24 protein-coding genes are annotated in these 24,467 nt (G+C 46.6%); 12 read left to right on the forward strand and 12 right to left on the reverse strand.

From position 1 onward, the window contains the following. Nucleotides 1-7 precede the first annotated feature (7 nt). Nucleotides 8-697 carry an NUDIX domain-containing protein gene (locus M4J38_RS15050; RefSeq protein WP_251760545.1) on the reverse strand — a complete coding sequence of 230 codons (690 nt, stop codon included), beginning with the start codon at nucleotides 695-697 and terminating at the stop codon, nucleotides 8-10. A 283-nt stretch (nucleotides 698-980) separates the two neighbouring features. On the opposite strand from M4J38_RS15050, the gene M4J38_RS15055 reads away from it, so the two are divergent. Further along, complete coding sequence (locus M4J38_RS15055) at nucleotides 981-1,490, forward strand: DinB family protein (protein WP_251760548.1); 510 nt, start codon at nucleotides 981-983, stop codon at nucleotides 1,488-1,490. Nucleotides 1,491-1,500: 10 nt separating this feature from the next. Here M4J38_RS15055 and M4J38_RS15060 read toward each other — a convergent pair whose 3' ends face one another. Then, nucleotides 1,501-1,857, reverse strand: coding sequence for a VOC family protein (locus M4J38_RS15060; protein WP_251760549.1), 357 nt, complete (start codon nucleotides 1,855-1,857; stop codon nucleotides 1,501-1,503). Nucleotides 1,858-1,898: 41 nt separating this feature from the next. Beyond that, entirely contained in the window at nucleotides 1,899-3,044 is a 1,146-nt protein-coding gene (locus tag M4J38_RS15065) for a T9SS type A sorting domain-containing protein (protein ID WP_251760550.1), read from the reverse strand. A gap of 392 nt (nucleotides 3,045-3,436) precedes the next feature. On the opposite strand from M4J38_RS15065, the gene M4J38_RS15070 reads away from it, so the two are divergent. The 3 genes from M4J38_RS15070 (at nucleotide 3,437) to M4J38_RS15080 (ending at nucleotide 5,882) form a co-directional block, all read left to right on the forward strand. After that, nucleotides 3,437-4,342 carry a DUF5655 domain-containing protein gene (locus tag M4J38_RS15070; protein WP_251760552.1) on the forward strand — a complete coding sequence of 302 codons (906 nt, stop codon included), beginning with the start codon at nucleotides 3,437-3,439 and terminating at the stop codon, nucleotides 4,340-4,342. Nucleotides 4,343-4,451: 109 nt separating this feature from the next. Next, entirely contained in the window at nucleotides 4,452-4,889 is a 438-nt protein-coding gene (locus M4J38_RS15075) for a (deoxy)nucleoside triphosphate pyrophosphohydrolase (protein WP_308217821.1), read from the forward strand. 114 nt (nucleotides 4,890-5,003) lie between these two features. Beyond that, nucleotides 5,004-5,882 carry a YDG/SRA domain-containing protein gene (locus M4J38_RS15080; protein ID WP_251760556.1) on the forward strand — a complete coding sequence of 293 codons (879 nt, stop codon included), beginning with the start codon at nucleotides 5,004-5,006 and terminating at the stop codon, nucleotides 5,880-5,882. Here M4J38_RS15080 and M4J38_RS15085 read toward each other — a convergent pair. The 3 genes from M4J38_RS15085 to M4J38_RS15095 form a co-directional block, all read right to left on the reverse strand. Further along, nucleotides 5,872-6,942 (reverse strand): YhcG family protein, encoded by a 1,071-nt coding sequence (locus M4J38_RS15085; protein WP_251760558.1) that lies wholly within the window; start codon nucleotides 6,940-6,942, stop codon nucleotides 5,872-5,874. The two genes, M4J38_RS15080 and M4J38_RS15085, sit on opposite strands and share 11 nt — an antisense overlap. A 241-nt stretch (nucleotides 6,943-7,183) precedes the next feature. Continuing rightward, complete coding sequence (locus M4J38_RS15090; protein WP_251760560.1) at nucleotides 7,184-8,332, reverse strand: PepSY domain-containing protein; 1,149 nt, start codon at nucleotides 8,330-8,332, stop codon at nucleotides 7,184-7,186. Nucleotides 8,333-8,348: 16 nt separating this feature from the next. Continuing rightward, the gene (locus M4J38_RS15095; protein ID WP_251760561.1) at nucleotides 8,349-10,790 is read right to left on the reverse strand and encodes a TonB-dependent siderophore receptor; all 2,442 of its coding nucleotides are present in this window, start codon (nucleotides 10,788-10,790) and stop codon (nucleotides 8,349-8,351) included. A gap of 192 nt (nucleotides 10,791-10,982) precedes the next feature. Here M4J38_RS15095 and M4J38_RS15100 point away from each other — a divergent pair, with 192 nt between their 5' ends. Next, nucleotides 10,983-11,300 (forward strand): hypothetical protein, encoded by a 318-nt coding sequence (locus M4J38_RS15100; RefSeq protein ID WP_251760563.1) that lies wholly within the window; start codon nucleotides 10,983-10,985, stop codon nucleotides 11,298-11,300. An 11-nt stretch (nucleotides 11,301-11,311) separates the two neighbouring features. On the opposite strand, the gene M4J38_RS15105 is transcribed toward M4J38_RS15100, so the two are convergent. Further along, nucleotides 11,312-12,442, reverse strand: coding sequence for a hypothetical protein (locus M4J38_RS15105; RefSeq protein WP_251760565.1), 1,131 nt, complete (start codon nucleotides 12,440-12,442; stop codon nucleotides 11,312-11,314). A 157-nt stretch (nucleotides 12,443-12,599) separates the two neighbouring features. Continuing rightward, on the reverse strand, nucleotides 12,600-12,821 hold the full coding sequence (locus M4J38_RS15110) for a helix-turn-helix transcriptional regulator (protein WP_251760566.1): 222 nt from the start codon (nucleotides 12,819-12,821) through the stop codon (nucleotides 12,600-12,602). 445 nt (nucleotides 12,822-13,266) lie between these two features. Between M4J38_RS15110 and M4J38_RS15115 the strand changes: the two genes are divergently transcribed. Genes M4J38_RS15115 through M4J38_RS15125 form a run of 3 tightly spaced genes read left to right on the forward strand, consistent with a single transcriptional unit; the run spans nucleotide 13,267 to nucleotide 18,869 of the window. Beyond that, nucleotides 13,267-14,274 carry a redoxin domain-containing protein gene (locus M4J38_RS15115; RefSeq protein WP_251760568.1) on the forward strand — a complete coding sequence of 336 codons (1,008 nt, stop codon included), beginning with the start codon at nucleotides 13,267-13,269 and terminating at the stop codon, nucleotides 14,272-14,274. Nucleotides 14,275-14,286: 12 nt separating this feature from the next. Beyond that, nucleotides 14,287-17,499 (forward strand): SusC/RagA family TonB-linked outer membrane protein, encoded by a 3,213-nt coding sequence (locus M4J38_RS15120; protein ID WP_251760569.1) that lies wholly within the window; start codon nucleotides 14,287-14,289, stop codon nucleotides 17,497-17,499. A gap of 17 nt (nucleotides 17,500-17,516) precedes the next feature. Further along, nucleotides 17,517-18,869 carry a RagB/SusD family nutrient uptake outer membrane protein gene (locus tag M4J38_RS15125; RefSeq protein WP_251760571.1) on the forward strand — a complete coding sequence of 451 codons (1,353 nt, stop codon included), beginning with the start codon at nucleotides 17,517-17,519 and terminating at the stop codon, nucleotides 18,867-18,869. A gap of 47 nt (nucleotides 18,870-18,916) precedes the next feature. Here the strand turns inward: M4J38_RS15125 and M4J38_RS15130 are convergent, their stop codons facing one another. Beyond that, nucleotides 18,917-19,339 (reverse strand): DUF6520 family protein, encoded by a 423-nt coding sequence (locus tag M4J38_RS15130; protein WP_251760572.1) that lies wholly within the window; start codon nucleotides 19,337-19,339, stop codon nucleotides 18,917-18,919. Between the two features lie 371 nt (nucleotides 19,340-19,710). Here M4J38_RS15130 and M4J38_RS15135 point away from each other — a divergent pair, with 371 nt between their 5' ends. Together M4J38_RS15135 and M4J38_RS15140 are read left to right on the forward strand one after the other, a co-directional pair. Next, complete coding sequence (locus M4J38_RS15135; protein WP_251760574.1) at nucleotides 19,711-20,244, forward strand: RNA polymerase sigma factor; 534 nt, start codon at nucleotides 19,711-19,713, stop codon at nucleotides 20,242-20,244. A 29-nt stretch (nucleotides 20,245-20,273) separates the two neighbouring features. Beyond that, a complete protein-coding gene (locus M4J38_RS15140; protein WP_251760576.1) occupies nucleotides 20,274-20,513 on the forward strand; it encodes a hypothetical protein in 240 nt (79 codons plus the stop codon). A 2-nt stretch (nucleotides 20,514-20,515) separates the two neighbouring features. Here the strand turns inward: M4J38_RS15140 and M4J38_RS15145 are convergent, their stop codons facing one another. From M4J38_RS15145 to M4J38_RS15155, 3 genes are all read right to left on the reverse strand, one after another. Beyond that, nucleotides 20,516-21,091 (reverse strand): Crp/Fnr family transcriptional regulator, encoded by a 576-nt coding sequence (locus M4J38_RS15145; protein WP_251760579.1) that lies wholly within the window; start codon nucleotides 21,089-21,091, stop codon nucleotides 20,516-20,518. A 50-nt stretch (nucleotides 21,092-21,141) separates the two neighbouring features. Continuing rightward, nucleotides 21,142-21,825, reverse strand: coding sequence for a type 1 glutamine amidotransferase domain-containing protein (locus M4J38_RS15150; RefSeq protein WP_251760580.1), 684 nt, complete (start codon nucleotides 21,823-21,825; stop codon nucleotides 21,142-21,144). Between the two features lie 98 nt (nucleotides 21,826-21,923). Further along, nucleotides 21,924-22,565: an NAD(P)H-dependent oxidoreductase gene (locus tag M4J38_RS15155; RefSeq protein WP_251760582.1), complete on the reverse strand. Its 642-nt coding sequence runs from the start codon at nucleotides 22,563-22,565 to the stop codon at nucleotides 21,924-21,926. Between the two features lie 166 nt (nucleotides 22,566-22,731). Here M4J38_RS15155 and ygiD point away from each other — a divergent pair, with 166 nt between their 5' ends. Together ygiD and M4J38_RS15165 are read left to right on the forward strand one after the other, a co-directional pair. Beyond that, nucleotides 22,732-23,616: a 4,5-DOPA dioxygenase extradiol gene (ygiD, locus tag M4J38_RS15160; protein ID WP_251760584.1), complete on the forward strand. Its 885-nt coding sequence runs from the start codon at nucleotides 22,732-22,734 to the stop codon at nucleotides 23,614-23,616. Between the two features lie 27 nt (nucleotides 23,617-23,643). Further along, nucleotides 23,644-24,081 (forward strand): YqgE/AlgH family protein, encoded by a 438-nt coding sequence (locus M4J38_RS15165; protein ID WP_251760586.1) that lies wholly within the window; start codon nucleotides 23,644-23,646, stop codon nucleotides 24,079-24,081. The last annotated feature ends 386 nt before the right edge of the window (nucleotides 24,082-24,467 follow it).

Consider the following 24,467-nt stretch of genomic DNA (forward strand, 5'->3'; position numbering starts at 1 on the left):
CGGGTAATTATAATGGTAAGGAAATATTGAGGTTAAACTGATTGGGTTGAATGGTTTTGTTGAAACGGTAGATATCGGGATGCCTGTTTTGGGCGCCGGTCTTTTTTTCACCTGTGGGAACGATGTAACCGGAATCAAGGATTTTCCTTCTGAAATTTCTCCGGTCGATGGAGATGCCGAGGATGCATTCGTACAGGTGATGCAATTCGGGCAGCGTAAAAGATTCATCCAGCAATTCGAAGCCCACGGGATAATACAGAATCTTAGACTGAAGCCTTTGTAGTGCTTTTCCAAATATGTGGGTATGGTCGAACCCAAGCGCGGGGAGGTTCCGCACATCGAACCATTGCACATCGTTGGCCATAGAGCCTGCTGCGATTCCGAATTTATCGGGGTTCACCAGCGCGTAATAAGCGATGGAGATCACGCGTCCGCGGGGATCGCGGTCCGGGGTATCGAAGGAGTACAATTGTTCCAGGTAAAGATCATCCATGCCCAGTTTTGTTTGCAGCACGCGGGAGCAGGTATCGGAGAAGGTTTCTTCCATTTGGAGAAAGGCACCGGGAAGCGTCCATTGGTCTTTGAAAGGCGTTTCGTTCCTGTTCAGCAGCAAAACGGAGAGTTCTCCGTTGTGGTAGCCGAACACCACAAGGTCAATAGCGAGCGAAGGATTTTTATAACTATCGAAGGGTCTCATTCTGTTTGCGTTATTTCGACACAAACAAAGGTAGAATATTTTGTTTCTGCAACTAAATCATAGAAAATTTTTTAATCTAATGACATTTATTTAATTATACATGAAGAAAATTATTAAATCTAATTGGTTGGAGATATTATTTGAAGATGAACTCTTAAATAGCCGCCTTTATCAAGAAATGCTTCCTTTTCTAACCGGCTCATATTTCCCTTATTTTTGAGCCGATTAGCTATTTTAATCGGCTCACGATTTAATAATGGCATCTGCCAAAACAAAAAACACAATGGCTCCTTCCCTCCCTGAAGTATGGCAAAGAGGTCCCGTTCCGGGTATTACTGCACTCCTACAACCTGTGGCACACGCACTGCTGCAAGCCAGAGAAGAACTGGATGAAATGATGAATGATTTCCCGGACCACCTCCTTTGGGAAAAGCCCGCTGGTGTGGCATCTGTTGGTTTTCATCTGCAGCATTTATCTGGTGTGCTGGATCGTCTCTTTACTTATGCCCGGGGCGAAAAGCTGAATAACCAGCAAAGAGTGGCACTGGCTGCGGAAGCACTTGCTGAAAATCCGGATGTTTCGGTTTCAATGCTGTTGGAAAGATTTCACCTGCAAGTGGAAAACGCATTGGAGCAACTTCGGAATACCGCTGCGGAAACACTAACAGATTTCCGTGGCATCGGTGAAAAACAACTTCCTTCTACTGTATTAGGATTGTTGTTTCATGCGGCGGAGCACACGATGCGGCATATCGGACAATTGCATGTAACGGCTAAAATTGTGCGGGGATGAGCGATATCCCTCACCCCTCCTCCCCAAACGTCAGCAAATTATTATCCGGGTCCAGCAACGAAAATTCCTTCATGCCCCAGGGCTTTTGCTGCAAAGCGCCATTCGGATGAATGGCCACGTTTCTATCCAGCAGCCACTGGTACAAAGCAGCGATAGCATCGGTGCGGATGTACACCTGACCATAATTCTCCAATGGATCCAATGTTTTGAATTCAAAAAAATGCAATTGGATTCCGTCTTTTTCCAGCATCAGGTACCCCTCATAATCCACAGCGCCTACATCACGAAACCCCAAACAATCAATATAATAATTCCTGGTAGCCGCCTTATCGCGCATAGGGAGTTTGGGATGAACGGAACGAAGCATAAAGTGTATTTAAGTTGAATGCACCAAAAATAAGCTTCTTCTCAATTTTTCAGCACCTTCATTTTCTCCACACCCGTATCGGTTTTCACCTGGATGATATACATGCCGGAAGGCAATGGTGTAAGATCGGCAATACATTTTCCGGCGCTCGCTTGTTCTACCTGCAGCCATCTTTTCCCATTCATATCATACACCTGCACGTCCTTAATGCTCCCGGTTTTCAAGGTAATTTCCACCCTTCCCACAGTAGGATTCGGAGCAACCGATACCAGCGACACATTCGTATTCCGGAGCGTAATTACCTCGCTGAGCGATTCTTTCCCATCCAGGTCCACCTGGCGGAGACGGAACAAATGAACGGGATCATTCCCCACGGGATAAGCGAAATGATACACTTGTTGAACAGTGCTGTTGCCCATTGCTTTCACTGTACCCACTTTAGAAAATTGCGGTCCGCCGGTGCTGTGTTCAATGGTAAAATGACTGCTTTGCTGCTCCTGCGCGGTGGCCCATTCCAACACGCAATCGGATCCCCTTAGGGCTCCCCTGAAATATTCGTATTGCACGGGAAGCGTGCCTGGCGCGGCCAGCGAAATGTAGTTCATGCTCAGGTTAAAAACCGTTTGCGGCGATTTGGGATAGAAACGGATTTCATCCACATCACTGAAAAGAGAGGGCGTTAACTCATCGGCCTGGGAAATTGTCTTTGGCGGATAAGCAGGAGGCGTAGCGAAAGCCACTTCAATAGTGCCTACCAGCACGCCATTATCATAGGTAGAGATCATGAGCGGGGAATACCCGCCCCAATCGTACAGTGTGATGGATTGTAGAGAGAAGTTTACAGCCGTGCTCGAACTTTTCATGACCATCGCGGGTACGCCGTTGTTGGTGGCTTCCACATCAGGGCCGGAGGTGAGTCCGTTAAAAGTAGCATCATCGGAGCTGAGGTACGAATTGGGTTTCCAGGTGATGGTGGATCCGGGTTCCAGACCAAAAGTGGAACTCCCGGTAAAGATTTGAATTTCAAGTCCGATGATATCTTCGGAGCCGCCTTCTCCATCGCGGGCTATGCCTGCGGTCCAGGAGGGTTCATTGCTGGAAAAGGTGAGTACGTGGGGAAGGTTTACCTGGGCATGGGAAAAATAAGTTGTAGCGGAGGCCAGGAGTAACAGGTAGATTTTTTTCATGGAGGCATCGTTTAATGGTGAAGAAAAAACGATGTGTAGGGAAAATTGTGCCGGGGGGCATCTTGCAATAAATTTTAATTATTTCAGCTTTTTTTTACTTTTAATACATCAATAATTATAGAAAACCCTAATAATCAATGACTAAGCCGGGAGATTACCTGGCTCAGAAATCGGATAATAAGTCTGAAGTCGCACGGAAAACTGGCTTGTCGAGAACAAGAATGAATGAATTAACACTGATGAATGCAGTCATTTAAGGGCGGAGGAATTGTATTTAATTGCATTAGCAATTGGGGTAAATTCTTGTGATTTGTTACAGGCGCTGTACGGGGATATCAAGTTGAAAAAGTAAATCAAAATAATCAAGCACTAAATAACATCCTATTTCGAAAATGATCCTATACAACAATAATAGCAACAAACTAATCCAACTGAAAGAAAATCCATTTAAACTTGAAAAGGAGCTTCAGCAATTATTTGAGGAGAATCTTAGACCGCTCACCAATTGGCAATTCATCAAAACAGAATTTTCCATTAGAAGCAACCGGATTGATACACTTGCTTTTGATCCGGAAAACAAATCTTTTGTAATAATTGAATACAAGCGAGATAGGAACTATAGTGTTATAGACCAGGGTGTATCTTACCTGAACCTTATGCTGGAGCATAAGGCAGATTTCATCGTAGAATACAATGAAAGTTTAGGACAAGTACTAAAGCGTGAAGAGGTTGATTGGAGCCAAAGCAAGGTAATATTTGTTTCCGCTTCATTTACTGATTTTCAAAAGCAATCAACCAATTTCAAAGATTTATCTATTGAATTATGGGAAGTTAAGCGCTTTCAAAATGATATAATTCTTATTAACCCCATAAAGAAATCTTCTTCAGCCCCAAGCATTAAACCCATAGCCAAACAAAATGAGCAATTCGAAAAAGTTGCAAAAGAAATCAGGTCTTTTACTGAAGACGATCATATCAGTAGGGTTAACGACCATATTTCCGAACTCTACAACCAGTTTAAAACGGCCATACTAAACTTGAGTCCCGACATTGAAATACAGCCCCAAAAAGATTATATCGCATTCAAGAAAGGAACCAATATTACAGATATTACCTTACTGAAGAGGAATCTTAAAATGTGGATCAACTTAAAGAAAGGCAAGTTGGATGACCCAAAAAATATTACCCGCGATGTTTCGGGAATTGGACATTGGGGAAATGGCGATTATGAACTGGTAATAGAAGATGACTTAAATATAGAATACATCATGAGTTTGGTTAAACAGGCCATTACTTGATGATAGGCCCTTATCCAACATCAATAGGTAATACAACATGTCTGCGGTTACTATTGTAGATTTTAGCACATTCTATAGCGGCTTGTAAATTCTATTACAAAATCATCAGGTGAAGTGTTTTAACATTCAAATCAACTCCAGTTTGTCTTTAAACCCCCACTATAAAGTTGTAGCTGCCGTTATTGAACACAACGGCAAATTCCTTTGCATGCAAAAAGGGAAAAGCAAGTATCCTTATCTATCCAATACTTTCGAGTTTCCCGGTGGCAAAATAGAAGCAGGGGAAACGCCGGAATCTGCGCTGGTAAGAGAAGTTATGGAAGAATTAAATCTTGCTATCGTAGTTGGATCTTCTTTAGAAGTTATTCACCACCAGTACCCCGATTTTTCGATCGACTTATTGCCGTTTCGTTGCACAGTGGCCACTAATACCATCACCTTAAACGAACATGTATCTTTTCAATGGTTAGAAGCCAGCGCATTGCCTTCTTTGCATTGGGCTGCGGCTGACGTTCCCATTGTACAAGCCGTGGTTCACGGATATTGAAATTCTCCTATATTTACGATTCATAACCACCACATATGAATCAATTCCACACTATAACTACTGTATTGCCCTGTATTTACTTATTGCCCGAATCTATTGCAGTAGTGTAAGTTTATGGCAAAATATACATTCGGGGAAATTCAGGGAATTCGGGAGGGGGATTACTTTGAAAACAGGCAAGCGCTGCGCGCTGCGGGAATTCACTTGGCCACACAAGCGGGCATAGATGGAAATAAACAGGTAGGTGCCTCCTCTATTATTTTGAACGGTGGCTACGTGGATGATTACGACAATGGCAACGAGGTTTTATATACGGGCCACGGCGGGAACGATCCAAATTCTAAACGACAAACCTCTAACCAAAGTTGGGAAGCACGGGGCAACAAGGCACTTATTGTGAGTGAAATGCACGGATTACCTGTTCGCGTTACCCGTGGGGCGGAACATAAATCACCATACAGTCCAAAAAAAGGATACAAATATGGGGGGCTGTTTACTGTTATAGATCATTTTGAAGAAGTGGGAAAAGACGGCTTCCTTATTTGCAGGTACCGGTTGGTGAAACAACCTGCCGAAAACAATACGCAATTAGAAGACGAGCAGGGTGCATATAATACCGTAGTTGAACCAGCAAAGCGCGTTCCTGCTACCGTTCTTCGAATTGTACGCGATACAAAAATTTCGCGGTTCATTAAAGAAATGTACGAATATAAATGCCAGGTATGCGATACAAGAATTGACGTGCTTGGTGTTGGGTATGCAGAGGCAGCACATATTAAGCCCCTGGGAAGTCCACACAATGGCTCCGATAGCGGAGATAATGTTATTTGTTTGTGCCCAAATCATCATGTGATGTTAGACAAGGGCGCGTTTAGCTTTGACGACGATTTTAATTGTATAGGCATACCCGGGAAACTGGTTGTAAAGGATGCGCATAAAATTCTTCCCGCTAACCTCAGTTATCATAGGGAATGCATCTTCATCAATAAGTAGATGAACCCCTACCATCATCCAATCCATCAGAACCGTATTCTAACTTTATTTCGTTCAACACCAAAGTTTGCAGTTCCTCTTTGGGCAATAATAGCTGGTATTCGGCTACACCAATGGGTTTGTTGATATCTTGAAGGGCGATCTCTACATCCAGATGGTCTTTGTCGGCGCAGAGAATAATGCCGATAGATGGATTTTCTTTTTCGCCTTTTTCTAATTTGTCCAGTAGAGAAAGGTATAGGTTCATTTTTCCTACATATTCCGCTTTAAAACTTCCAATCTTTAATTCAATGGCTACCAAAGACTGTAACCCTCTATGGAAGAAAAGCATATCTACGAAGTACTCTTTGTGGTTGTATTCCAGGCGGTACTGGTTACCTATAAACGAAAAGCCTTTCCCTAGTTCCAGTACAAAAGCCCTTATTTTGGCCATCAACCTGTTTTCCAATTCCAATTCTTTCATGGGTTCTGTAATACCAAGAAAACCCAAATTGTAAGAACTTTTAAACACTTCGTTGGCATACCCGGCATTTATTTCAGGTAGGGTATTGCTGAAATTATTGGTTTTTAATTCACTTTGTACACGGCTGTAACTGTCCATCTTAATGGCGTTCAGCAACAAATCTCTCGACCACCCTTTCGCAATTGCCTCATTCGCATAAAACTCGACAGCAGAAAGAGATTGTACTTTATCTAATAACAACAAATTATGCCCCCACGGCAAAACTGCCACAGCCTGTAGCAGTTTTGTATCTGCTTGATAATAACGCTCATAAAAGCGTTTCATGTTCCATAAATTTCGGGGCGACAAGCCCATATCGGGAAATTCATTTTTGAGATCAATGGATAATTGCTTAACAACGCCACTGCCATAACCTTCTTCCAATTGCTTTTCAAAGAGTAATTTCCCTAAATTCCAATACACGGAATTTGCGGCAGAGTTTACCTGCTTTGCGATCAGGATTCGTGCGGTCTTGATTTGACTGATCGCCTGATGTAGGATTTCGCTGTAATCCGAATCGTTTATATTTATTTGAGGCTTGTTACTCATTTTATTCATACGCTTTCAATTCACTAATTCATTGCCTGCTGCCATCTTTTTCAATACCGGTCGCTTCAGAAGCACCTATAAAATTACCCTCTTATTATTCGGCCATATAACTCAATTAATTATTTCTAACATTCAGTTTTCAAATGTAAAGTAATAAGCAGGTAGTTAGAGGACATACCGTTAAAAACGGATAATCTAATTTTTATCAACGCAATACGATCGGCGGTAGCTGACTAATTTAGCAGAGCGGTTACCCCCTCCCCTTCTTCCTCCTCCCCCGCCAAATATAAAACCCCGTTACCGGCAACGACGCGCAAAACAACGCTATAAAAGTGGCAAGCACCTTCGTGGGCCATCCATAAATACTGCCCACGTGTATCGCATAATTGCTGTTCCGCCATTTGGCCCCCAGTGTTTTCTCATCGTGCGTGGTGGCGAAATACATTTCCCCTGTAACCGGGTGATAGTTGTAATTATCCGATTCATCCCATCCCGATTTCCCCGACACGTACCTTACAAAAGCATTGATTGGCGCTTTATACGGCGCCACCGGTACACTCAGGTTGATCGATAACCAATGTGGCAACCGCTTATTAATATCATCCAGCGCCACATCGAATGCGCCGGTAGCATCTTCAGCTACCGCCACCGCCGGAGGCGGTGCCCTGCGGAACACTTCCTTTGGATTGTTGCCCAACATACGGTACACCGTATCTTCCCACCAGTCGAAGGTCCATACCAATCCGGTGAGGGAGAAGAGGGTGATGAGCAAAAAAGAATAGATGCCGCCGATGTTGTGGACATCGTAGTTCTTGCGCCGCCATTTGGTGGACGGTTTCCAGCGGAACCAGATCCTTTGTTTGAACGCCGCTTTGTTTTTGGGCCACCACAATACAATACCCGTAACCACCATAATAAGGATGATGAGCGTGGCGAAGCCCACAATATAATGGCCCACATCGTAGTTGAGCAGCAGGCACTGGTGCAACATGCGGGTACCGAATATCCAATCGTGGCGGAGGTCCCTTTTACCCTGCACTTCACCGGTATAAGGGTTCACATAAATCAGACTGTAATCATCGGCGCTGGAAGCGTAGGTCCAGCCTTTTTTGGTGGCGGCTTTGTAGTTGCCGAAGGCGATGGTGCGGTGCGGGTCGTTCTCCATGCGTACGAAAGTTATCGAGCTGTCGATGGAGGCGCCGCGGGCGTTTTGTAAGAGCTGGTGAAAAGGAAGGCGGGCGGCCTTCACTTCTTTTACGAAAAGTTTCTCATGGTGGTACCATTCCGTCAATTCTTCTTCCCAAACAAATACAGCGGCGGCGAGTAAGCTGATCAAAACCACAAGCCCGGCCGTTAAGCCGAGCCATAGGTGTAATCTGGCTGCTATTTTTTTTAACATCAGCTATAGTATAATGCTATAAGGTATAGTAAATGGTGGCGAGGAAATTCCTTGGAGCGCCGGGGAACAGACGGTTGTAATCGTAACCGCCCGACCAGTACGTTTTGTTCAGCACATTGTTCAGGTTCACAGAAAGCTGCACTTTATCGAATTTGTAATACACGGCCGCATCCATAACGGCATAAGCCGGAAGTTCCAGGATATCGGAGAAGGTGCGGCGTTTGGTCACGAAGTTGCCACCCGCAGCTATGCCAATGCCTTTCAGTTCTCCGCTGTTGATGTTGTATTTCAACCAGGCGCCGCCCTGTTGCAGGGGGGCATTCTCCTTCAAACGGCCTTCCAGTGTTTTATCTGCCGCCTTCGAAATAATAGTTTTACTGTACGTATAGTTGGCGCTGAGGAACAGGTTATCGGTGATGCGGCCATTCACATCCACTTCCACACCTCTGCCACGTTCCTGCCCGCGTTGCTCCAGCAGATCCGGGTTGGAAGCGCTGTTGGCGCTCACAAGCACATTGTTCTGTTCCAGGTGGTACAGGGCCAGCGTGGCGCTCAGACGCCCATGCAGGAAATCGCCTTTGGCACCCGCTTCATACATCCGGCTCACGAGTGGATCGAAAGGACCGCCGGCATTGGGGTTGGCCATGGTAGCGGTGTTTTGCGGCATGAACCCCTGAACGAACAGGCCATACAGGTTGATCTGCTTTGTAAGGTTGTACACCAGCCCAAGCCTCGGGATCAGCGATTCCTGTTTGATGTTTTCCTCCTGTGGTTTGTTGAAATTGAATTTATCGGAGTAGAACTCTTTCCGGAGCCCAAGCAACAGGGCCAGTTTTCCGAACTTGATGTTGTCCTGGATGTAAATACCGCTGGACTCGTTGCGTGCCGGAGCCGTGGCCACACTGGTGGTAATGTATCCGGAAGTGTTGGCGATGGAATAATCGGGGTTTACCAGGCTGAAGTGCGGCACGTTAGGCACGGGGTTGCCGTTAGCATCAAGGATGTAGTCGTTCTTACGGGCTTTGTTGTAGGTATTGGCCACCGATCCGTTTTTGAGGCGGTAACCGCGGGCCGTTTCCTGGGAGCCACCAACGGGAACGGAGTATTGGTTAAAGTCGTAACCCACCAGCAGTTGGTGCTGGAAAGCGCCGGTTTGGAAGCGGTGCACAAAATAAGCCGTAACGTTATCGTTGATGTTTTTGGAGAGCCTTTTGATGGTCATCATTTCCATGAGCGTGGGCTGTTGGGCACCCGAGCTGTCCATCGCATAACCGTTACCGGTACGATGCTCCATCAGGTTCTCGTTCCATTGGTATTTGAGGTAGGAGAAGTTGAAGGAGAAATTGGAAGAGAACTGGTGGGAGAGGGAAACGTTGGCCGAGAAGGTTTTCTCTTTAATATAATCATTGGCGCGGCCGATAGTGAATGAGATGGGCGTGGAATGCAGATCGGTTCCCGCGGTGGCCCCGAATATAGGTTGCCCGCGGTACAGCTTGCCATTCGTGAGCCCATAAACCAGGTCGAGGTTTACCCGGGTTTTATCGTTGGGCGCGAAGGAGAGGGAAGGACTCACGATAAAGTTTTCGGTGCCCTGGTTGGTTTTGAAGGTTTCACTGTTTTCATAGCCTATATTCAGTCGGTACAGCAGGGTTTTTTCTTCGTTCAGCGGACCGGTAAGGTCAACGGTACTGCGGTAGGTCTGGAAGCTGCCTACGGTAAACGCGAACACTTTGCGGTCAACGTCCAGTGGTTTTTTAGTGACCCTGTTGATGGTACCGCCGGGATCGGTTTTACCGAAAAGCGCGGCCGCGGGCCCTTTGATCACTTCCAGCCTTTCAATGTTCACGAGCAGGGGCTGGTTCCAGAAGCCCACCACGGTGCGAAGGCCGTTCAGCAACTGGGTGCTGCTGCGGAAGCCGCGGAGCGTAAAATCGTCGTAGCCGGAGAACTGGTTCACACCACTCACGTTCTTGATCACATCGCTGGCGCGGAAAGCCTGCTGGTCCTGCATCAGTTCTTTGGTAACGGTAGAAACAGACTGGGGTACATCTTTCACCGCCATTTCAATTTTGGTGGCGGAGAAGGAACGGTCGTTTTTATAGGAATTGTCTTTTCTGCCGGTTACTTCCACGGTTTGCAGTTGTTGGCGGCTTTCCTTCAATTGAATGGCGGGTACCTCTGTTGTTACGCCTGCGGCAACGGTTACCGGCAATTCAACGGTTTCCGTATTCACGGAAGTGACCACGAGTTTATAAGCACCTGGCTTAACAGCAGTTATTTCAAACGTTCCGGATGCATTGAGCGCCACCGATTTGCCCGCGCCTTTAAATTGCACGGTAATCTTTTCAGCGCTTTCGCCGTTGGGGGTAGTAATGGTTCCTTTTACTGCGCCTGTTTCAGACTGGCTAAAGCCGAAGAAAGGCAACAGCATGGCGAGCAGTAGTATACAATGCTTCATGTTGGAGGGTAAATTTTCGCAAACCTACCGGATACATACCCCTTCGTGTTAACGAGATCAGGAACTTCATTTTCGAGATGCGGAAATTGTTTCCTTCTTCCATATACTTTGAAATCTGAAAAACAGTTTATATTTTTCTTATATAGATTGAATGGCTTGTTACTTTTCGTTTTACCACCTAACTCCTATACCATGTTCAGATCTTTAATAGCCTGTACCGCATTTGTATGTATGGCCGCCTGCTCTTCCGCGCCTGCGGATACCACATTGAAAGCCGCTCCGGACATCAGCACGAATACAGCTGCTGTACTTCCCGTCAGTGATACAGTATCCGCCTTCAGTAAAGAAGCTGATAAAGAAAATAAACCTGCTGTTAAACGCAAAAGCACTTCAGCGAAAGTTGGCTCAGACTGTGCCAGCCAGCAATGCAAGGGCTCCACTAAAAAAGGGCGCAGGTGCCGCAACAATACCAAAAGTTGTACTGGTTATTGTTACCGGCACGGTGGATGAGCAAATACCATTTACAACCGCTTCACTTCATAAAACTGTTCAAGTATCTCAAGCACTTCTTTGCGGAATACCGCTTCCTCCTCCTTCAATACCGTGACCCTATAGTGTGCGCCATCCATCCATTCCAGCGCGGCCGCATCGCGCAGGGATGAAGCGAGGTAATACGTATTGCCAATACTTACAAACAGGGGCATCCGTGATTCGAAAGCTGAAACCCGTTTTCCACGCAAGCGCAGCACGGGTTTTAATACGATATGGTTTTCGTAATGTGACAGTTCAAAACTGAGTTGCGGCCGATCCTTTCCTATAAACGCAACACCGATCCTGCTTTTTTCCGGCTTTCCTTTTAACCCTGTTCTTCCGCCAATGGGATAACGGAACACGTGATGCTGGTGGAACAACATCGGAAGGGCCTTCTCCCACAACAACAAAAGATCGTTCGCGGCACTGGCCATGCTGTGCGCCAGTTCCAGCAAGCTGCCAGGCAATTGCTCCGCCAGTTTTACCATGGCCAGCCCGAGTTCCTGTAACGCATGTTGGTCGGGCGTAAGCAGGTGCCGCCGTGGTTGCTCCAAACAGGAAAGAAAGGCATCGAAGTATTGCATTTTTTCACCGGAACGCGAAAGTTTTCCCGAACACGGTACCAGCACCGGCAACATGGCGAGGTCGCGACGCACCAAAGGCTTTTCGCAACCCACCAGCAGAAAACAGCAATCGCGGTCGTGGGCCGGATGCGGTGCCGTAACGCCGGGTAACTGACCGAATAATCCGGAAAGATTCAGGTGTGTGCGGTTGCCTGGAGTGAAAGGGGTATCATAAGTATATGACGGCTCTTCTTCCTGTATGAACGATGGATGTTTGAACTGCCTGCTGGTACCACCGCGTAAACCAGGCGTGTAATCAACACCGTTAGCTTTGTACTTGCCGGTTGTCCAGAATTCAGGGAAATCCACTGTTTCATCTTCGGCGACATTCATTCCATTTTCCACCGATAAGTGCAAATCTTGCGGTTCCGGCGACTTCAACAGTAACGCAACATTATACCAAAGTACGGGAAAGCATATTACCTCACCAGCCACAAAGCATTCATCCTCCACAAATGGAAATGCAGTACCATCCGCTTTACTGAGCGTTTGTTCCATAAAAAATATTTTGGTTAAAAAGGCTGTGTAGCGGCGTGGTAGTGTAGTAACGGTTCCCAACAAACGCAGGTGGTGGACGCATTGTGTTGTTACAACAAATGTAGGGTAAAGCAGGATGTGGAAATACGACCGTGGAAAAAATAAATTGACTACAACCTTACAAACTTTCCAGGTTTTGTTTGGCAGTGAGCAGGGATGCGGCTTCCACGTTCAGCACATCAGCGATCTGGAAAAGGGTGGGTACCTCGGGTTGTTTGAAGTTGCGGCACCAGGTGGAAACGGTGCCCACGGTAACACCCAGCTTTTCCGCCAGGTATTTTTGTGAAACGCGTTTCTCCGCCATCGCGGCTTTTATGCGGTTGTAATTTTTTCTATCCATCGTTCGCCTTCAGTGGAACCGAAGATAGAGAACTAAATTTTTGAACTTTTTCAGCTAAAAAAGCCTTAAAGCATTGCTTAAAATTCTATCGGACATTTATTTAATTCTTAAAGAATTGTTCAAAATGTTTTTTATTTTTGGTTCGGAAGGGTTGAATTATAAAACTTTCAGACCGGGTTATCGTTCTATCCGCTTCAGTTGGTCCTTTATCCTATACCCCCGGTTCGATTCATACCATTCCTGTAACTGCTGGCGTTTAGCATCCACCTGGCTATCTCCACCGGCCACCACTCACATTTAAAATTTTTTAGGATGAGCAGCGTGTTTCCGACGTTGTCGAACTTCTGTGTGCTGTTCGCTAAAAAGCCGAAGGCGGCCACTTAGCGGCGGAGTTTACTTTGTTACAAGTCCACCACAGCCGATTTATCAACCAAAACAATTGCAAATGAAAAAAGCGCTTATTGGCGTAGTGGCCATGCTATGCCTGTGGAGTAAAGGACAGGGCCAGGAAATAAAAGCTTTGGGCGTGGGAGATAAGGTTCCTGATATGGCATTCAGGATTTTGAACAATGGCGAAATTGGCGATCCGGAAGCAATCACCCTTTCGCAATACCGCGGCAAACTGGTGATCCTTGATTTCTGGGGCCGGTATTGTTCTCCGTGTATAAAGGCACTTCCGGCGATCGACAGCCTTCAAAAGGTTTTTAAAGACCAGGTGAAAGTAATTACCATCGCTGATTTTAAGAACACCGACGAAGTAGCGAAGGCCTGGCAGAAATTCCCCGCTTTAAAAAACATCCGCTTGCCCGTGGCCATCAGGCAGCCGGAACACGCAGCAGCCTTTCCGCACAAAATCATCTCTCATGTGGTCTGGATTGGTGGAAATGGAAAAGTAAAGGCCATAACAGGAACGGAGCGTATTACCGCCAGGAATATTGAGGAGATGCTTTCAAAAGAAACCGTAAGCTGGCCGGTAAAAAAAGACGTCCCTGGTTTTGATGCTTCGCTTCCTTTGCTGAGCCTTTCCGGTGATCACCTGGAAAAACCCGCTTTTCTATTTTATTCCACTTTAACAGGACGCCTGAAGGGCATCTCTCCTCCGAACGGGACACTTCGCCAGCCTGAAAGTCCTTATTGCACCACCGGTTTCTTCAACCTTTCGCTGCTTCATTTATGTCAACTGGCCATGAATGGCGGCATTCTGCTGAACAAAGAAGACTTCGAACTGAATGTTTCAGATTCTTCGCGCTTTATTAAACCCGCAGAAACGCTCAATGAAGAATGGACGGAAGCGCATACCTACTGTTATTCACTTTTGCTTCCCGCGCACTATACCAAAGAACAGATCGCGGCATTTGTAAGTACCGACCTGTTGCGCTGGCTGCAGGTGTTGGGTATTAAAGTGGAATCTTCTTCAAAAAAGGGTAAAAAATACCTGATTACAACCATTTAAAACTGCTTAGCAATGATAAAAAATATACTGGTGGTATGGTGCACCTGCTGCATGATCCTCTCCGCCACCGCACAGCAATCCCGGGCAATAACCGGCAAGGTATCGGACCTTGAAACCGGTAGCCCGCTTTCCGGCGTTACACTGGTACTTAAAAGTTCCGGTAAACAATTTATTTCCGCGTCTAATGGCAGTTTTGCTTTTTCAACTTCATCTTTACCCGATACCTTACTTGTTTCCTATACCAGCTATCAGTCGCACTCGGTGGCGTTAACCAGTGAAACGGTATTGCCCTTACAGCTCACGCTGCAAAGGGTTTATGCTGAGTTGGAAGAAGTGGTGGTGAACACAGGTTACCAGGTAATAGAAAAAGAAAGGGCCACGGGATCATTTACCCGCATTGGAAACGAATTGTACAATGAGCAGATCGGCACCAACGTGATAGATCGCCTGAAATACATTACCAACGGCGCTACGGTGGTAGCCTCGGAAAGGGTGGGCACTTACGCGCAGAATCAAATGGTGATCAGGGGATTCAGCACCAGAAACTTCGAGATCGCTAAACCCCTCATCATTGTAGACAATTTCCCGTATGAAGGGGATATTGACAACATCAATCCCAATGATGTGGAAAACCTCACCATCCTCAAAGATGCGGCTGCTGCTTCTATATGGGGTGCCAAAGCTTCAAATGGCGTTATCGTCATCACCACGAAAAAAGGAAAGTTCAATGAGAAGATAAAGGTTGATTTCAACTTCAATTCTTCGATTACCGAAAAGCCTGATCTTTTCCAGATTCCTTCCATAAGCCCGGCAGAACTCGTTGAATTTGAAAAGTTCCTTTTCAGCAAGCAATACAGGTGGGCGGATGTAACCAATTCGCGCCGTCCCGGGTTCTCTCCGGTATATGAAACCCTGTTCAAAATGCGGGACGGGCTCCTTTCCGAGGCGGAAGGAGAAGCAATACTGGAAGAAATGAAGCAGCACGATGTGCGGAATGATTTTATGGACAATATGTACCGGACGGCCATCAACAACCAATATGCCCTCACGGCAAGGGGCGGCAGCAATAGCATGTCCTGGTCATTAGGTATCGGTTATGACGAAAATACAGGAGGTCGTTACGAAAAATTCAAGCGCTATACTGTCCGGCTGAACAATACCTGGCAACTTTCGCCCAGGCTGTTGGTTGCCGCTGATGTTTCTTACGCGCAACGATCCGGAACATTTCCGAGACCATCCTTCGGTTCCATTAAACCTGTAGGAACAGGGTTGCCAATTTATACACGCTTTTCTGATGATGACGGCAACCCACTTCCATTGTACCAGGAATTCAGGGAAAGTTATATAGACACGCTTGGCGGGGGAAAACTTTTAGACTGGAAATATTATCCTCTTGAAGAGTATAACCATATTAAGCAATCAAATGGCGTGCACGACATCAACGCAATGGTAAACGTCAATTACAAGATCATCAACGGCCTACAGGTTGACCTTAAATTCAGGCACCAGAAACAGGTTTCCGAAACCAATTACCTGTACGGTGCAGAAAGTTTTTTCACCAGAGACCTTATCAACAAGTACTCATCACTTAATCGATCTACGGGCCAGGTTACCTACCGGATACCAAAGGGAGCAATACTTGACAGGGGTATAGAAAGCATGGTGGCCCGGGATGTCCGCTTTCAACTAAACTTTAATAAAACGTTGGGGCGCTCTCAAATTACAGCCATTTCCGGGGCGCAAGTGAGCGAAAATAAAACTTCTGGCAATAGCTACCGAACCTACGGACTTGATGAAGATATCCTGACCTTTAATGCAGTGGATTACGCCAACAGGTATCCAAATTTTGTTACGGGCGCGCAAATATTTATTCCGCAAAACGCAAATATCTCCGAACGAAATACGCGGTTTGTATCCCTTTATGGCAACATGGCCTATACCTACAATAAGCGTTACACCCTTTCCGCCAGCGCAAGAAGAGACGCTGCCAATCTTTTCGGACTGGCTACCAACAATAAATGGAAACCATTTTGGTCGGTGGGCGGCGGCTGGAACATCGCACAGGAAGACTTCTACAACATTGATTGGCTATCCGGGTTGTCTCTGCGCGGCACTTATGGATTCAGTGGTAACGTTGATCCCTCTATGGTGGCTACCACAACGCTAACCTATTCCGGAGTATCTCTCTTTACACAAACGCCCTACACGAATATTCAGAACTTTTACAACCCGCAACTTACCTGGGAAAAAACCGGCATGACCAATATGGGCATTGATTTTAAATTAAAAAATGAACGTGTTTCCGGAACGCTTGAAATATACTGGAAAAGGGTTACGGATATGTATGGTACACAAGTAATAGATGTTACAACCGGATTGGGGAAATCAACCATCCCTAAAAACATTGGCAGTATGCAAGGAAGGGGAATAGATGTAGAAATAATGACCGTCAATACAGACAAAGCCATAAGATGGTCATCAGTATTCATTTTTAACACCTACAAGGACCGTATTACGAGTGTAAACCAAACCAATCCCGCAGACCTCGACAGGGCGGTAAGAGGTTATGGGTATACGGCAGTGAAGGACTTCCCCATGTTCGGGTATTACGCGTATAAGTGGGGAGGGCTTGATCCCCAGAACGGAAACCCGATCGGCTACCTCAAAGGAGAAAAGAGTACCAATTACGCAGGCATCAACGGAGCTGCGGCTACTTTTGGAGATGTTGTGTATGTGGGGCCTTCCGCTCCTACATTGTTTGGTTCTGTTGGAAACAATATTTCATGGAAACAATTATCTCTTTCGGTGCGATTTACTTATAAACTGGGCTATTTTTTCAAACGCGAAACCATCAACTTTTCAAGTCTGGTTACAGGCCTCACGGGCCACTCCGATTATTCACTGCGCTGGCAAAAGCCAGGAGATGAACTGCATACCACCGTGCCTTCAATGGTTTATCCCCGTGATGCAAACCGTGAAGACTTTCATACCAACGCGGAAATAATGGCCGAAAAAGGTGGCAATGTCAGGTGTCAATATATCTCGCTGAGCTATGCGCTCAATAAAAAGCAATTCTATAAGCTACCCTTCCAGACCATGCAGCTTTTTGCTAACACCAGCAATCTCGGCCTGATCTGGGCAGCCAACAATAAACACCTGGACCCGGACTTTCCGAATGGTCGTCAGCCACGATCTATTGCAATTGGGGTCAGAACCGGTTTTTAACCATTAAAAAAATTATAATGCAAATAAGAATACTTTTCATTTTAACAATCCTGACGGGCATTGTGTCAGGATGCGAAAAATTTCTGGAGAAGAAGTCTAACCAGGAACTGGTGGTGCCCTCCACTTTCCGCGACCTCCAGGGCTTGTTCGATTACCATTCGCTGATCAACATGCGAGAACCCAACCCTGGAATTATCAGCGTTGACGATTACTATGTAACCGACGCTATACTGCAAACCATGCTGGAAAGGGAAAGACGCCTTTACGTTTGGGAAAAAACCGCGCTTTACACGAATTATTTCCACCAATGGGCGGATTGTTACACCGTGATCTATAAAGCGAATCTGGTGTTGGATGAAATAAAGAAGGTTACTTTCGATCATTTAAAGGATGAAGAAAGAAAGGCTTTAATGGGACAGGCCTATTTCCATAGAGGAAAATCTTATTTGCTGGCGGCATGGACATGGGCAAAAGCATACGACGAAAGTTCGGCGGATAAGGACAAAGGATTACCGTTAAGACTGGACGCGGATTTCAATAAGCCCTCCATCCGGAACAACGTGCAGGAAACGTATGATCATATTCTGAAGGACCTTAAAAACGCCGCCCCCCTTCTACCCGAAGTTGCTATTCATCCGCTCCGGCCAACAAAAGCCGCGGCATACGGCTACATTGCACGTACCTACCTTTCGATGAGGCGATACGATAGTTGCAGAAAGTACGCCGATCTATGCCTTCAGCTGAAAAATGAGTTGATGGATTTTAATGGCGACCTCCCCTGGCTTAACCCCGCACTTAGTTTTCCAATAGCGCCTTCAAACAAAGAGGTGATCTTTGAAGCGAAAAGCATTTATGTTAGTATCCTCTCTAAGGGAAATATTGACTCCGTCCTGTACAGGTCTTACGAAAACGATGACCTTCGGAAAACTATTTTCTATAAACCAGGCGGGCTGGGCTCCGACGCATTCAGAGGAGATTATTACGGAAACGATGGTAACTTTACTGGTCTCGCCACCGATGAAGTCTTTCTTATGAGAGCTGAATGTTACGCCAGAGCGGGAAATACTGAACTGGCTATGAAGGACCTCAATACACTGATGAAAAAAAGATGGCGGAACGGCAATTATCCTTATACATCCGCAGCAAGCGCGGGTGATGCGCTGGAACTTATACTGCAGGAACGAAGGAAAGAACTTTTCCTCAGAGGATTACGGTGGATGGACATTAAGCGGCTAAACAAAGAGGGGAGAAACATTACGTTACAAAGAAAAGTAAACGGTCAACTGATCACCCTGCCACCAAATGACCCCGGTTTCGCGCTTCCTATTCCGGAAGATGTAATCCAGCAAAGCGGCATGGAACAGAACTGATAATAAAAAGCATGGCATATCCCCCGGGGGATATGCCATGCTTTTTATTATTGCGCTCCTTTTAAGTGAATAGTATTGGAGGGATCATCCATAAACTCTGATGCTCCTGTCTGATTATCCACCGCTCCAATCAATTGCTCAAGAAATGCGACCCATCTTTCTTCCTGTTCGTCACTCAAGTCGAGAGAAGTATAAACTTCAAGATCAACTTGCACAACACAAGGGATACTATTGCCAGGGCAATCTCCGGGGTCAGTAGTACCTTCATAACTCCAGTTATCAGGATCTTCATAACTGCTTTCCTGTGTATCCGGCCCCGTGTAGGTAAAATAGTGGATATCCGATAACGCCTTACGTTCAACGCCCGCGTCCTGTTTACCACTCACCGCAAACACCACCCCAACCCCAAATACCGCCACCAACAGTGGCAATACCCATTTTATAGTCCGGAGACTTTTTGTTTTTTCCATCTTCTGTTTTTTAATGGTTTAAAATAATCGCCCGCCCCGCTTTCACGGATACCGGCCGGGCCGCCGGGGCTTCCAGGATATCCATGCCGCTGTTGTTCCCCGCGCGTGAAACGCCGGCGGCTATTGTTGCAACAAAGCTGAGACATAGGTGTGACGGCCCTTTCCCATGGTTATACCGGATAATTTTCCGGCAGGAAAAGGTGTTTCTTTCTGAAAACAAAACGTACATTGTGGTACGGCCTTTCTTCTTACACTTCTACTCTTTACATATCGGTTCAAAACGGAAAAACGGGTGAAGCCGTTACTGATTTTTTTTACGGCTCGCACCTCATGTTCCGCGTTAACCGCTATTCACGTCAAAACCTTATCCGATGTTCAAACAATTGGCCAGTGATTCGGAACGCGCATTGGCGCAGATATGGAACACTTATGGCGATGACCTGCATAAGAGGATCATCCTGATCGTTGGCCGGGAAGAATGGGCCAGGGAAGTATTGTCCGATGTTTTAACCGCTTTGTGGAACAACAGGCGGGAGGTCGCGCGCATGGAGCATCCCGTAGGCTGGCTGCACACCATCGCAAGGAATAAAGCAATTGATAAACTCAAAAAAGAATGGAAATTCAAGAGAACCATTACGCTGGAAGATGCTTTCCAACCTTCCGATGGGGTGCACCCCGATGACATGATGAACTACCTCGAATTGAAAAGAAACATGCTGAAAGCCATCGCCTCCCTGCCCGCACAAGAGAAAAAGACGTTTAAACTATGGTTCGAAACCGATCTTACCCGGAAGGAAATCGCCGAACGCCTTAACCTTTCCGAGAACACCATTAAAAAGCACTTATCCCTTGCCAGAAAAGCCGTACGGAAATTTCTCGAACAGATCAGGTCGCTGTTCACGTAACAGCAGCCTATCGCTTAAAAATTCGCCCGATGATCCATGAACAGGACTATGTAAAGTCCCTCCTGAAAAAACATTTTGAAAGAACAATTGCTCCAACTGAGTTATTGCTTCTGCAAGACGCATTCCTCCTGTACGAGGAGGCGGAAATGAAAAGTATGATCGATGAAATGATTGTTGCCATGCTGCCCGGAACAGCGCCTCCGCAGGTGAACTGGGAGGCGTTCGTGGCGGAAGAGATGAAACGGCTGAAGCAGAAAGCCTCCGGTTAACATTACCCATTCTTCTCCAGCCTGCTCAACGTTTCCCGTGATAAACCAAGATAGTGCGCAATCATCGTCTTGGATACGCGCTGGAACAACTGCGGATACTGGTGCAGCAGCAGTTCATACTTCTCCTTGGCCGAATTGCGCATCATGGAAAGCACTCTTTTCTGTAATGCCACATAGCCACCAAATGCCTTGCGCGCATGAAACCGGTACATTTCCGGAACAAGCGCACACATCGCTTCTTTATCGGCCATGCTCAACTCCAGCACCATACAGTGTTCCAGCGCCTGCACATCCATTTCGCCCTTGCCCTGCATGGCATACGCGGGATAATCGGATACCCACCAGCCTTCCATCGCGAATTGTAAGATGTGTTCCTTTCCTGAATCATCGTAAAGCGATGCTTTCAACAGTCCTTCCACCACTACGAATTCCGAGGTCACCCGCTGCCCGTTGCGCACCAGGTATTCCTTCCGCTTCAATGCCTTCGGTTTAAAGAACGGCAATACGTTTTCAAACGCTTCATCGCTGAGCGGAACGATCTCCGAAATATGGCGGCGCAAAAAAGAAGCATATTCCATGCAGTAAATGTACAACAGGAATATGCTTCTTTATGGTATGTTCTCGTGCACTAGCGGGTAGTTTCTTCCAGGGCTTTCTTCATGGCTTCGCCCACACCTTTGGCCGATTGCGGGTTCTGGCCCGTGATCAACCTGCCGTCAACGGTAACATGGGGTTGCCACGGCGCAGACTTCTCATAGATACCGCCACGCTCCTTCAGTTTGTCTTCCATCAGGAAAGGCACCACGTCTGTGAGTTTTACCAGTTCTTCCTCCTCATTGGTGAAGCCGTTCACTTTCTTTCCGCTCACGAGGTACTCACCATTCGAAAGCCTGATGTTCACGATACCCGCTGGACCATGGCATACCGCGCCCACCAAACCATTGTTCTCGTAAACCTGGGCCGCGATGTTGGCGATGGCTTCGTTGGAAGGAAGGTCCCATACCGCCCCGTGCCCACCGGCATAAAATATGGCCGCGTAATCTTCAGGATTTATTTTATCCGGCGTTAGGGTATTGGTGATTTTTTCATGGTATACACGGTCTTCCCAGAACTTTTTGTTCACGGGATCTGAAAGATCAAAGCCGTCCACAGGGGGATTTCCACCTTCGGGACTCACAAAATCAATTTCGTAACCGGCTTCATGCAATACCTCCCATGGATGCGACACTTCGCCGAGATAGTAGCCGGTTTTCTCCCCTGTATTTCCTTTGGTGCCGTGGCTGGTTACCACGAAGAGAATTTTCTTTTTCATTTCTATATTATTTGCTGATGAATGTTTTTCTGATGTCTCGTTACAACTTGTAAAAAACGATGCCAGCACTGCGAATGCTGCAATGGTAGCTGCTGTTTTCATGATGCAATGGATGGGATTAAGATTTGTTCCACGGAAGGGACGGGCATTTGTTGGGAAAGGTGCGCAAAATAGTCCCGGTGGTAACCACTGATGCGTTCGGGTGTGGCATTTTTTTCCAGGTCGTGGAAATGAAAACTTCCGAGGGCATCCATGCCGGTGAAGGCGTTCATGCGGTGGAAGCCGAACATCACGCCTTCGTCAACAGTTTTCTGGTGAAAGAATTCTCCGGGAAGTGTGAAAGCCGTTTCGGGCGCGTTCCAGGTGGTGGTAAGCATGTAAACGCGTCCGTGCAGGGAGCCGCCCGTACCGTAGTTGATGGCGGGATTTTCCTTTTTGCGGCCATCGCTGTAATACAATCCGTTGCGGTGACCGGCCGTGAAAACAGTATCGATGTATTCTTTCAGTTTGTGGGGCAGTCCGAACCACCAAACGGGTGTATGGTAGATGATAACATCGGCCCAAACGAATTTCTCTACTTCTTCCATCAGTTCATAAGGCTGGTTGATATCAGTGATTTTGAGCTGAAAGCCGTTTTCAGGGGTAAAATAGGTCTTGTCCCATTCTACCAGGGTATGGTTGAACCTGCCGCCCGAATGGGCGAAGGCCTGACCGCCGTTGAGTATGAATATATTTTTCATATTCTATTTTTTTATGCAAAGTTGCGCGGCAGGAAGGGACCGCACCTGTGATGCAGGTCACAAATCCACAGGGCATTCCATAGGAACTGTTAAAACAACTGCACGCCGCCTTCCGGGTTTCAACCCGCCAGAGAACCTTCGTACCTTTGTAGCCGCAATTATTTTCATGCACAGGAAAGATTTCATCCGGTTTTCAATATCAGGAGGAACAGTTATGACCAGCTTATCAGCATTCAACAAATTCACATCGGAACTGGGGGAACAGGAATACGGGATGCCCGTTCTGTTTATTGGTCACGGGTCGCCAATGAATGGTATTGAAGACAATGATTTCTCCCGCCAATGGACAAACGCGGTAAAAGATATGCCCACGCCCGCCGCGGTGTTGGTGGTTTCTGCGCACTGGTTCACCAACGGTACTAAAGTAACGGCCATGGATGCACCGCCCACGATCCACGACTTCGGTGGCTTCCCCAAAGCATTGTTCGATGTACAATACCCGGCGCCGGGTTCTCCCATACTCGCGAAAGAAACCGCGGAGTTGCTGAAACCCGTTACGGCTGTGGAACTGAACCACGACTGGGGCCTGGACCATGGTACCTGGACCGTAATCCGCCATATGTATCCCGACGCGAAGATACCCGTGCTGCAACTCAGCATCGACTATACCAAAGGGCCGCAGTACCATTACGACCTCGCGAAAGAATTGTATGCCCTCCGTAAAAAAGGCGTGCTCATCGTAGGCAGCGGCAACATGGTGCACAACCTCCGCATGGTGGCATGGGATAAAATGGATGTTCCCGGCTTCGGCTTCGACTGGGCACTGGAACTGAACGAAGATTTCAAAAAATTCATCGCCGAAGGCGATCACAAAGCGCTGATTCAATACGAAAAACTGGGTCGCAAGGCACAACTCGCCATTCCTACGCCCGAACATTATCTTCCGCTGATGTACACGTTGGGGCTGAAGGGCTCAAAAGATGCCGTTTCTTTTTTCAACGACAAAGCAGTGGCGGGTTCTCTGACCATGACTTCAGTAAGATTGGGCTGATTTCCGGCAGGCGGCTACCTTTGGTTTATGAAAGCAGGAACCGTTCTTGAAAGTACAGCGTTGCTCAACGGAGATTTTTTTGAAGGCGCCACATTGGTCATTGTTGAATACAATGAAAACGGCGCCATGGGCTTCGTTATAAATAAGCTTTTCCCCCGCAAACTCAACGAGTTAGCAGAATTCAGCCAAACCGTTCCCTTTGATTTGTATGATGGCGGTCCGGTGGACCGTGAACACCTGTATTTCCTGCATACGAGGCCCGATCTTATTGAAGGGGGGAAAAGGGTATTTCAACGGATGTACCTGGGTGGAGACTTCAAATCAGTGGTGGAATGCCTCGATATGGATGTTATTGAAGACTCGGAAATCCGCTTGTTTATCGGTTACTGCGGTTGGGACGCGGGTGAGTTGGAAGCGGAAATCGCCGAAGGAAGCTGGCGCGTACTGCCGAAAAATAGTTTTTAGCCAATCCTGAACGGGAAAAATCCGGCAAACGGTTGCGTGTTCGTATTCCCAACACATTCCCTAATTTGCCCGCATAGCTATTTTACTCATTTACAGCAAGTGTGTGTTTTGTTTTGAATGCCTCCCGAAAAGGAGGCATTTATCATTCTAAGAGGTTGAAAATCAGACTAAAAAGGAAATTTTTAACAAATTGTTGCAGGCAAACGCTTTAGTAACTATCTTGCGGCCATAAAAAAAGAAAGTCAACTGTAGAAACAGTCGACCTCTAACGATTGCTTGCCATATGAAAAAGTTCGAGTAATCTTGTTTTTTTAGTTCTCTTAGGCCTCTAACACTTGCTTTGTCACTTCTACGATTGCTTGCCTATGAACTATCTTTCTGAACTG

Source organism: Parasegetibacter sp. NRK P23 (assembly GCF_023721715.1).
Classification (GTDB): domain Bacteria; phylum Bacteroidota; class Bacteroidia; order Chitinophagales; family Chitinophagaceae; genus Parasegetibacter.